General features: G+C 51.1%; 9 protein-coding genes. All 9 read right to left on the reverse strand.

All coding sequences use genetic code 11. The features are described 5' to 3' along the window. Positions 1–1,699: Orn/Lys/Arg decarboxylase N-terminal domain-containing protein (locus VIN66_RS14970; protein ID WP_331924729.1), on the reverse strand; the 1,699-nt coding region annotated here is incomplete at its 3' end. A gap of 10 nt (positions 1,700–1,709) precedes the next feature. Then, positions 1,710–3,188: a ribosome biogenesis GTPase Der gene (gene der, locus VIN66_RS14975; protein WP_331924730.1), complete on the reverse strand. Its 1,479-nt coding sequence runs from the start codon at positions 3,186–3,188 to the stop codon at positions 1,710–1,712. A 72-nt stretch (positions 3,189–3,260) separates the two neighbouring features. Continuing rightward, on the reverse strand, positions 3,261–4,442 hold the full coding sequence (gene bamB / locus VIN66_RS14980; protein ID WP_331924731.1) for an outer membrane protein assembly factor BamB: 1,182 nt from the start codon (positions 4,440–4,442) through the stop codon (positions 3,261–3,263). Positions 4,443–4,452: 10 nt separating this feature from the next. Next, positions 4,453–5,088, reverse strand: a complete 636-nt coding sequence (locus VIN66_RS14985; protein WP_331924732.1) for a YfgM family protein — start codon at positions 5,086–5,088, stop codon at positions 4,453–4,455. A gap of 30 nt (positions 5,089–5,118) precedes the next feature. Then, the gene (gene hisS / locus VIN66_RS14990) at positions 5,119–6,393 is read right to left on the reverse strand and encodes a histidine--tRNA ligase (protein WP_331924733.1); all 1,275 of its coding nucleotides are present in this window, start codon (positions 6,391–6,393) and stop codon (positions 5,119–5,121) included. Between the two features lie 81 nt (positions 6,394–6,474). Beyond that, a complete protein-coding gene (gene ispG, locus VIN66_RS14995; RefSeq protein ID WP_331924734.1) occupies positions 6,475–7,578 on the reverse strand; it encodes a flavodoxin-dependent (E)-4-hydroxy-3-methylbut-2-enyl-diphosphate synthase in 1,104 nt (367 codons plus the stop codon). 2 nt (positions 7,579–7,580) lie between these two features. Further along, positions 7,581–8,402: a RodZ domain-containing protein gene (locus VIN66_RS15000; protein ID WP_331924735.1), complete on the reverse strand. Its 822-nt coding sequence runs from the start codon at positions 8,400–8,402 to the stop codon at positions 7,581–7,583. Beyond that, positions 8,399–10,204: a type IV pilus biogenesis/stability protein PilW gene (gene pilW / locus VIN66_RS15005; protein ID WP_331924736.1), complete on the reverse strand. Its 1,806-nt coding sequence runs from the start codon at positions 10,202–10,204 to the stop codon at positions 8,399–8,401. The genes VIN66_RS15000 and pilW overlap by 4 nt, the downstream gene beginning before the upstream one ends. Before the next feature lie 18 nt (positions 10,205–10,222). After that, positions 10,223–10,908, reverse strand: a 686-nt coding sequence (rlmN, locus tag VIN66_RS15010) for a 23S rRNA (adenine(2503)-C(2))-methyltransferase RlmN (RefSeq protein WP_331924737.1), incomplete at its 5' end; no start/stop codon positions are given.

Below are 10,908 nucleotides of genomic sequence, written 5' to 3' on the forward strand. Positions count from 1 at the left end.
CAATAATAATACCGTGCTCAGCCAGATATTTACTGACAATAGCGGCAGGCATACCGTGTTCGTCAAACTGACCGTGTAGGTTTAAACCCGGCGTAATGATGGTAGCTTTAATCGGATCCAGAATGTTAAAGCCCGACTCTATCGCACCGAAACCGTGCCAGCTGTCGGTGGCATGCAACGTCCAGTTGTCGCGTGTACCCAACCCTTCTTCCGGCAACTCATCCGGGCCCCACACTTTAAACCACCAGTCGTCATCACCGTATTCGGCATCAACTTTGCGCATCGCACGGCGAAACTCTATCGCCTCCAGCAGACTTTCTTCTACCAGCGCTGTACCACCCGGTGGCTCCATCATCGCCGCCGCTACGTCACAGCTGGCAATAATGGCGTACTGCGGGCTGGTCGAGCTGTGCATCAGGTAAGATTCGTTAAAACGATGCGTATCCAGGCTGCGCTTTTCAGCGTTCTGCACCAGAATTTGTGACGCCTGCGACAAGCCCGCCAGCAGCTTGTGGGTAGATTGGGTAGCAAAGACCACCGTTTCTTCTGACCGCGGCCGATCTTTACCGATAGCATGCATGTTTTTATAGAAATCGTGGAAGCTGGCATGTGGTAACCAGGCCTCGTCAAAATGCAGTGTATCGATAGTTGAGCCAAGCTCTTGTTTAATCTCTTCAACGTTATACAAAATGCCGTCGTAAGTACTTTGGGTAATGGTCAAAATACGCGGCTTTTTGTTTTTGGCATTACGGGCAAAGGGGTTAGCTGCAATCTTTTTCGCAATCGCCTCAGGCGAAAACTCACTTTTCGGGATCGGGCCGATAATGCCGTAATGGTTGCGCGTTGGCATTAAGAACACCGGTACGGCGCCGGTCATTATGATCGAGTGCAAAATCGATTTATGGCAGTTACGGTCTACCACCACGATATCGCCCGGCGCAACCACCGAGTGCCACACCATCTTGTTAGACGTTGAGGTACCGTTGGTAACAAAGAACAAATGGTCGCAGCTGAAAATCCGCGCCGCATTTTGTTCGCTTTGTGCCACCGGGCCGGTGTGATCCAGTAATTGGCCCAATTCATCTACCGCGTTACACACATCAGCACGCAGCATGTTTTCACCAAAGAACTGGTGGAACATTTGCCCTACCGGGCTTTTTAAAAACGCAACGCCACCCGAGTGCCCCGGGCAGTGCCATGAATAAGAGCCGTCTGAGGCATAATCCATCAGGGCGTTAAAAAACGGCGGCGCTAATGCATCCAGGTATTTTTTCGCTTCACGGATAATATGTTTTGCAACAAACTCCGGCGTATCTTCAAACATATGGATAAAGCCGTGCAGCTCACGCAGTACATCATTAGGTACATGACGCGTGGTGCGGGTTTCACCATACAGGAAGATAGGAATATCGGCATTGCGTTTGCGCACTTCTTTGACAAAGGTGCGCAGTTCCATCAGAGCCTTTTCGACTTCTTCCGGCGTGCCGGTACCAAACTCTTCATCGTCAATCGACAAAATAAAACAGGATGCGCGGCTGGCCTGCTGTGCAAAGGCGCTTAAATCGACATAACTGGTATAACCCACAACTTCAAATCCGTGACTGCTGATAGCTTCAGCCAAGTCACGGATGCCCGACCCGGAGATATTCTCTGAGCGGAAGTCTTCGTCGATAACAATAACCGGGAAACGAAAATTCATGCCTGTATCCTTATTGATCCAGTTTCTTACGCGCTTTCATCAAGCGCTCGCGCTTGTACTTCTGTAGCGGTGTTTCGGTGTTCTTTTTCGTGGGTGCAAACGGGTTCTCGCCCTCGCGGAATTCGACTCGGATAGGTGTCCCCATCATTTGCAATGCTTTACGGAAATAGTTCATCAGATAGCGCTTGTACGAGTCAGGCAAATCATCCACCTGATTACCATGAATAACGATAAGCGGCGGGTTATAGCCACCAGCATGGGCGTACTTCAGTTTCACCCGGCGGCCATGCACCAATGGCGGCTGGTGATCTTCCTGTGCCATTTTCATAATGCGGGTCAAAAGCGCTGTACTGTGACGCTTAGTAGCACTGTCAAAGGCTTCTTCTACCGATTCAAACAGGTTACCGACGCCAGAGCCATGCAGGGCAGAAATAAAATGTAAGCGGGCAAAATCGATAAAACCTAAGCGGCGGTCCAGCTCGCGTTTAACTTCATCTTTAATACTGTCGTTTAAGCCATCCCATTTATTCACCGCGATAACCAGTGACCGGCCGGCATTCAGTACGAAGCCCAGAATACTTAAATCCTGGTCGGAAATACCTAAACGCGCATCCAGCACCAGAATGACCACGTTGGCGTCTTCAATCGCCTGCAGCGTTTTGATAACCGAGAACTTCTCAACCATGTCATCAATTTTGCCACGACGACGCACGCCGGCGGTATCAATTAAGGTGTAGTCACGCTCGTTACGCTGCATCGGAATATACACAGAGTCGCGCGTGGTGCCTGGCATATCAAACACCACCACCCGCTCTTCTCCGAGAATACGGTTGGTCAGCGTCGATTTACCCACATTTGGCCGGCCAACAATGGCCAGTTTAATATGTTCGTTACGCAGGCGCTCAGCTTCAGCCTCTGCCTGTTCGTCAGTCAGCGTCTCCAGTGCCGGGCCTTCTTCTTCGCTCGCGTCGGCAGCTAATGCCTGTTGCTGCTCCTCTGACAGCAGCGGCACCAAGGCCCGGTTCAGCAGGGCAGAAACGCCACGGCCATGTGCCGCTGCAATAGGGTATACATCGCCAAGGCCCAGGCTGTAAAAATCTGCCACGGCGGTGTCGGCGTCCAGACCATCGGTTTTGTTAGCCACAACAAAGACTTTCTTTTCTACTTTACGGATATGGGCGGCTATGGCTTCATCGCCAACGGTAGCGCCAACCCGGGCATCGACCATAAACAGCACAACATCGGCTTCATCAATAGCTTTTAGCGACTGCTCGGCCATTTCTACTTCAATGCCCTGTTCATTGCCATCAATACCGCCGGTATCGACCACAATAAACTCCAGCCCTTCAAAATTAACCGAACCGTACTTACGGTCACGGGTCAGACCGGGAAAATCCGCCACCAGTGCATCACGGGTGCGGGTTAAGCGGTTAAACAGCGTCGATTTTCCGACATTGGCTCGCCCTACAAGGGCAACGACAGGCAACATTATGTGAACCTCAAAAATAACAAAACAGGCCCGGTACAGGCCTGTTTAAAAACGTTAACCACTAAACCCGGTTTACGGTGTTTGTAATAAGACTAGCTCACCATTACGGCTTTGTACCAATAGATAGGTACCGTCACTCACTGCATCGGTGTAAAAACCTGAACTGTCCATGCTCTGACGTGCGACAAAATCACCTGTTTCACGGTTAAGCCAATGCAGGTTGCCGGCTTTATCGCCAATAACCAGGTAATCTTTGTATACTGCTGGGCCAGTCAGGCTGTGTTTATTCAAACCAAACTGAGACCACTTCTCCGTGCCGCTGCGGCTGTCGATGGCGTAAATACGTCCTTCGCTGTCGACCAGATACAACGTTTCGCCATCCATCGCCATATTGTGGAAGCTGGCATAATCACGCTTCCACAACTGACGGCCACTACGTAGCTCCAGCGCAACCAGTGCGCCATTGTAGGCAATACTGTAGACAGTGCCGCCCCTGACTATAGGTTTAGCATCAACGTCAGCCAGACGGGATAAATCAGTCGTGCCGGTCGGAACCCCTACGGCTTCTTCCCAAGCTTGATAGCCGCGCTCGGCAATTAACACGCCAAGCTGACCACTGCCTGAGCCATAAATCACACCACCACCTTCAATCACAGGCTCGCTGGTGCCACGTAATGTCAACGCCGGCTGTTCATTTTCAAACTGCCAGCGCTCCTCACCGGTATCCGGATGCAATGCAATTAAAGTACCTGCGCCGGTGGCAACAACCACTAAACCATCGCCTACTGCAGGCTTAACCAGCACTTCACCTTTAACTTCAGTGCGCCATACCAGCTCACCTTCTGCGGTCAGTGCCACCACATCGCCATTTTCAGTGCCAAAATACAGTTTGTCGTAGCCGAAGCTCAGGCCACCGGAGATCCGGGCATTGTCACCCGACCAGACATCGCTGATGCCTTGCCAGAATGAGCTGCCAGCTGGCTTACGTAAATCGAACTGCCACTTGCGCTTGCCACTTTGCAGATCAAAGGCTGCAACCAGACCTTCACGGCTGGCGGCGTAAACGGTATCTTTGACGATGATTGGCGATAAGCTGGATTCGTAATGTTCAATGCCCGAACCCACGCTTTTTTCCCACACCACATCCGGATCAATAATGTTATTTACCGGAGGCAATACAAGTTTCTCTTTACTGGAACAGCCTGCCAGCACCAGAGCGGCCAGCAGTATTGCCTGTTTAACCTGTAATTTCACGCTTACCTCTTTACACTGCAGTGATATGTGCCAGTTCATCCAGCTTGATTTGTAACAGCTGGCTATTCTGACCTGCATTGGTCAGCGCTTGCTGATAGGCAGCTTTAGCTTCTGCCGGTTTATCTGCCAGCAACAAAATGTCGCCTTTAAGTTCTGCCTGAGCTGAAGCAAAGCTTTCCGGTACGGCAGTGCCAAGTGTTGCCAGTGCCTCATCCAGCTTACCCTGCTCACGCTGCACCCGTGCCAGACGCAATTGCGTTACAGCCAGTATCGCCGGCTCTTTAGCATGGCTGAGCACCCAGGTTAACTGCTCTGCAGCTTTATCGTATTGTTGCAGTGTTACCGCATCTTTTGCCGCCAACAACGCGGCTAAGACTGCATAGTTATCATCTTTAGCACCGTCGATAAAGCCCTGTGCTTGCGCCAGCCAGTCTTCACTGGCCGCTGACGCATCACGCTGCTCAACCAACTGACTGAACTTTACAGAAGCCTGCTCTGCTGCGCCGCGCTGCTCGGCCTGATAAAAGCGGAAACCGTATAAAGCGGCAAGACCCAGCACTACACCACCCAAAATAGATTTGCCGTATTGTTGCCAAAAGCGCTTTATCGCTTCAACCTGTTGTTCTTCACTGCTGTAAATTTCCACTGCGTTACTCCGTTCTACGTCAAAGGCCGGTTATGCTGTCGCGGCCAGCGCTTTTGCCAGTTCAGTTAATAAGATTGTTTGTTGCGGCTTGTCTTCACGCAACCATTTCACGGTGACTTCACCACGTGCCAGCTCGTCTTCACCGAGGATTAAGCCAACAGTTGCACCTGATTTATCAGCCCGTTTTATTTGTTTCTTTAAATTGCCGCCGCCACAATGCACCATAACACGCGTGCCCGGCAAGTCTGACCGCAGCCTTTCGGCAACAGAAAGTGCCGCAAGTTCCGCCTGCTCGCCCAGTGCCATCAGATAGATATCTGACGCAGCAGGCAGCTGCGGTAACAATTCAAGTGTTTGCAGCAGCAATACCAGCCGCTCCAGGCCAAGCGCAAAACCAACCGCCGGAGTCGCTTTGCCACCCAGTTGTTCGACCAAACCATCATAACGGCCGCCGGCGCAGACTGTGCCCTGAGCGCCAAGTTCGGTAGTCACCCACTCAAATACGGTTTTGTTGTAATAATCCAAGCCACGCACCAAACGCGGGTTAACCGTGAACTCAATGCCGGCCAGCGTTAATAACTGCTTAAGGCGGGCAAAGTGCGCTGCAGAGTCTTCGTCCAGATAGTCCGCCAGCTGAGGCGCTGCGGCTAATACCGCTGCCAGCGCGGGATTTTTACTGTCCAGCACCCGCAGCGGGTTAGTATACATACGCCGTAAGCTGTCCTCGTCCAGCACAGCTTTGTGCTGTTCCAGATACGCTACCAACGCATCACGGTATGCCGCTCTGGCTTCGCTTGAACCCAACGAGTTCAGCTCCAGTTTAACATAAGGCGTCAGGCCAAGTTGTCGCCACAGACGGGCGCTTAGCATAATTACTTCAGCATCGATGTCTGCCGATGCTATACCAAACGCTTCCAGACCGAACTGATGAAATTGCCGGTAGCGGCCCTTTTGCGGGCGCTCATGACGGAACATCGGGCCGGTATACCACAGCCGTTGTTCCTGATTGTATAACAAGCCGTGTTCGTTACCGGCACGCACACAACAGGCGGTACCTTCTGGACGCAAGGTCAGGCTGTCACCATTGCGATCAGCAAAGGTATACATTTCTTTTTCTACAATATCAGTCACTTCACCAATTGAGCGCTTAAACAGCTCGGTCATTTCCACTATCGGAAAACGGATCTCGCTGTATCCGTAGCTGGCTACAGTGCTGCGTAGCGTCTGTTCAACGTATTGCCACGCCGGCGTGTCCTGCGGCAAACAGTCGTTCATGCCGCGAATGGCCTGGATTTGCTTCGACAAAATTACATTTCCATCGGTTTAATTAAAAAACTGCGGCGATTATAGGCGCAACGCCACCAAACACCAAGTATGTTACCTGGCTTAATCCAGCTGACGCACGGCTATTTTCTGCTGCAAATATTCACGCACCTGCTGTTCCAGCTGTTCAGCAACAGCCTCGTTGTCCAGCCGCAGTTTCTGCCGCTGCCCGTTGATATAAAAACCACTCTTTTTACTTGCACCAGCAACACCCAGATCTGATACCAATGCTTCGCCCGGGCCATTTACCACGCAGCCGATAACTGACACCGTCAGCGGCTCAGTAACATCTTCCAGCCGCTCTTCCAGCTGGTTCATCGTTTTGATGACATCAAACTCCTGCCGCGAACAACTCGGGCAGGCAATAAAGTTGATACCGCGTGAACGGATCCGTAACGACTTAAGGATATCAAAGGCCACTTTGACTTCTTCTACCGGATCAGCGGCCAGCGAAATACGCAGCGTGTCGCCTATACCTTCTGACAGCAGCATACCCAGGCCAATAGCAGACTTCACTGCACCGGCGCGTGCGCCACCGGCTTCGGTAATGCCAAGGTGCAGTGGCTGCTTAATCTGCTGCGCCAACAAACGGTAAGCTCCGACAGCCAGAAACACATCAGAGGCTTTAACGCTGACTTTGAACTGGTCAAAGTTCAGCCTGTCCAGAATATCCACATGCCGCATTGCCGACTCAACCAGTGCCTCTGGCGTAGGCTCGCCGTATTTCTCCTGAATATCAGCTTCCAGCGAGCCACCATTTACCCCGATACGGATCGGAATGTTATGATCGCGGGCGCAGTCAACCACCGCACGGATGCGATCTTCCCGTCCTATGTTACCCGGATTTATCCGTAAGCAATCCACGCCGTACTCAGCCACTTTCAGCGCGATGCGGTAATCGAAATGAATATCTGCCACCAACGGAATTGGAGACTGCTGCCTTATCAGTTTAAACGCTTCTGCCGCTTCCATTGTCGGCACAGACACGCGCACCAAATCAGCCCCGGCTTTCGCAATCGCCTGTATTTGTGCCACCGTTGCCGCAACATCAGTAGTACGAGTATTCGTCATAGACTGCACCGCTATCGGTGCATCACCACCAATAAGCACATTTCCGACACGGATTTGCGTACTCTGACGGCGTTTAATGGGATTTTCTGCAAACATGCTTATTCAGACTCAGGAATAGTAAATTTTGCCACTCGGCCTGCTGCTAATGCTGACATATCAACAGCTTGCTGATTAAATGTAATAGAAACAACACTGGGGTTGCCCAGCGTAACCACAAAAGGTGCTTTACCGCTTAGCTGCATGATGTAACCCGCCTGCTTGGTACCATAAGCAACGCGGTTGCCTTCCGCGTCGGTCACATCTACCCAACAGTTTTCGCTAAAACGCATTTCCAGTTGGTCGGATTCAGGTATCGGTACAATGTCTTCAACCGCCGCAGTTTGCTCCGGCTCCGGCACCAGTTGCTCTAACAGCTCCGTTATTTGTTCCGGTGTCGGTTGTACTTGCTCCGGTACCAGCTCGGCTGCTGTTGGCGCAGTCTGAGTAGCAGCCGGTAACGGACTTTCTTCAGTAGTAAACACCTGCTTATCCGTTTGCCACCACCAAACAAATAACAGTACCAGTAGCAATGCGATTATGGCGTATGTCAGCCACATAAAACGGTTTTCTGTGGCCTGTTTTGCTGTACGGTTAGAAAAAGTCCGCATCGGCTTGGGGCTGCTTTGCTGGCAGCCGGTGCTGCTGCCAAACGCCGCCATCAGTTCAGCTTCTGGTAATTTGAGCAAACGGCCATATGCCCGCACATAACCACGGGCAAACGTTTCCAGTGTTCCTTCCAGCTGATCCTGCTCCAGTTTTGCAACTTGTTCCGGCTTTAAATTCAGCTGCAGTGCGACCTGCTGTAACGTCAGGCCACGCGCCTCTCTGGCGGCACTTAGCATTTGTCCGGCACTTACCGGTGCACTGTTATCTGTCGTCATTGTGCCACACTGGCAGGATCTGTGATGTAAACCTGCTGCCCGACTTTTAACGTACTCTGCTCAGTCAGATTATTCCAACTCATAAAACTGCTCAGGCGCACATTGTAACGAAAGGAAATACCAAACATGGTTTCACCTTCCGCTACCGTGTGAAAGGGTTCAGTGGCAGTCACTTGCTGCCGCTCGGGTTGGGCAGGTTCTTGCAATACAGCTTCAGATACAGGGCCAAGCCATATTTTTTGTCCGGTTTTGATAACTGAATCCGGCGCAAGCTGGTTCCACTCCATCAAGCGCTGTAAGCGAATATTATGCTGTACCGAAATAGCGTATAACGACTCTGACGCTTGCACCAGATGAAACACAGGCAGTTGCTCACTGTCACTTATCGTTGTATCAACACCCGCCTCTGCGACCTCTCGAACTGTTGCCTCTGCAGTTTGCTCAGCACTGACCTGCTGACGCTGCGCCAGCGCAGCGGCTTCCTGTTCTGCTTCTAACTTTTGCTGCTCGGCTTGTGCCAGTACAGCTGCTTCCTGTTCTGCTTCTAACCTTTGCTGCTCGGCTTGTGCCAGCACAGCTGCTTCCTGCTCTGCTTTTAACCTTTGTTGCTCAGCCAGTGCCAGTGCAGCAGCTTCCTGTTCAGCTTTTAGCTTTTGCTGCTCTTCAGCCTCAGCACTCTGGCTTGCAGAACGGTCATAGCCGTTGTCAGCATTAACCGTTTCTGTGGGTAACGTTGCGGCATTAGTACTTGTGGTCACTACAGCAGTGCCGGCACCGCTGAGACTATTCGCGATATCTGCAGTGACTTGCTGCAGCGGCGCCGCAGCCGGTGTAGCCGCTGCATCGCCATCCACAGCCATGCCTTCAGCGCTTGCAGTCTTACGCTTTACCACTTTCAGCTTTGGATTGGCTACCGGCGCCACAGGTTTGTCGGTTTGGCTGGTATCGTCATCAGGCAGCACTATATTTGCCATCAGGCTGTCTTTATAGCGCTCGCGTAACAGTTCAAACTCACTTTCCTGCAGTTTTCCCTGCAGTAAAAGTCTGGTTTCCGGCGTTTCGGTATACAAGGTCAACAGCAACTGCTCAGCATTGCGCATCGTCTCCCGATCACCGTTTTTTTCAGCGATCAAATAGCTGAGTAATACGGTACGGGCCGACACCCTTCCCAGTCGCTGAATACGATCTAACTGTAATTTCGCCTGCTGCATATTCCCCATAGCGTAAGTCAGGCCAGCAGCCAGCGTTAGTGAAGTAATGCGGGTTGTGTTGTGGCTAAGTGACAGCTCAAGATAACTCATGGCTTTACTAAAGTTATTCTGCTGCAATTGGCATAGCGCCAGATTTTCGTAGCTTTCAGCCACCCGGATATAACCGGGACGGCTGATGGCTTTTAACAATAATTGCTCAGCTTCATCATAACGATGCAGCTGACATAAAAAAGCGCCGTAGTTATTGTATGCATCGGCGTAATTACTGTCTTTCTGAATTGCCTGACGGAAATACTCTTCTGCCTGTTTATTTTCACCTACGCTCTGGTAGTAGTACGCCAGCGCACTGTGAACCTCGGCCGAGTTAGGTGCAAAACTGCGGGCACGCTCCAGGTTATATTTTGCCTGCGACGTATCGCCACGACGTAAGTAATTCAATCCCAAAGAAATACGGGTGCGGGCTGCCTCAATATTATCAAAGGTACGATCTGACACTGGCTTATCGCTGCCAACATAAGTTTGCTCCGACACACAGCCAGTTAAAACGAGCACGCTGCAGAGTGAAATACCAAAGATAACTTTTTGCTTCACCAGACCCACTTCCTTGATTTATTGCAGCATTTTTACGTCTATTGACTGACCTTTCTGCTGCTTTTTGATCAGCCTTTTTGTTCTGTCGATCACATCGCCTACCAGTTGGCCACAGGCAGCGTCGATATCATCACCACGGGTTTTACGTACAATAACAGTAAAGCCGTATTCTTGTAAGACTTTGTTAAACCTGTCAATCCGTGAGTTGCTCGAACGTTTGTACGGCGAACCGGGATACGGATTGAACGGTATCAGGTTAATTTTCGAAGGCGTATCTTTCAGCGCATGCGCCAGTTCGTGCGCCTGCTCCATGCTGTCATTAATCCCTTCCAGCATTACGTACTCCACTGTGACCTTATCATTGGCCTTAGAGTTCGCAACGTAACGCCGTGACGCAGCTAAAAATTCTTCCATCGGGTACTTACGGTTTACCGGCACCAGTTCATTGCGCAATTCATTATTAGGCGCATGCAGCGAGATAGCCAGCGCGACATCTATTTTGTCACGCAGTAAATCCAGTGCGGGTACCACCCCCGACGTACTTAACGTGACCCGGCGTTTTGATAAACCAAAGCCATAATCTTCCAGCATCAGCTCCATTGCCGGTACTACATTGTTCAGGTTCAGCAACGGCTCCCCCATACCCATCATCACGACGTTGGTCACCGGTTTATCACCTGTGTCACCATAACTGCCAATAATCT

It is taken from the genome of Rheinheimera sp. (genome assembly GCF_036568245.1).
Classification (GTDB): domain Bacteria; phylum Pseudomonadota; class Gammaproteobacteria; order Enterobacterales; family Alteromonadaceae; genus Alishewanella.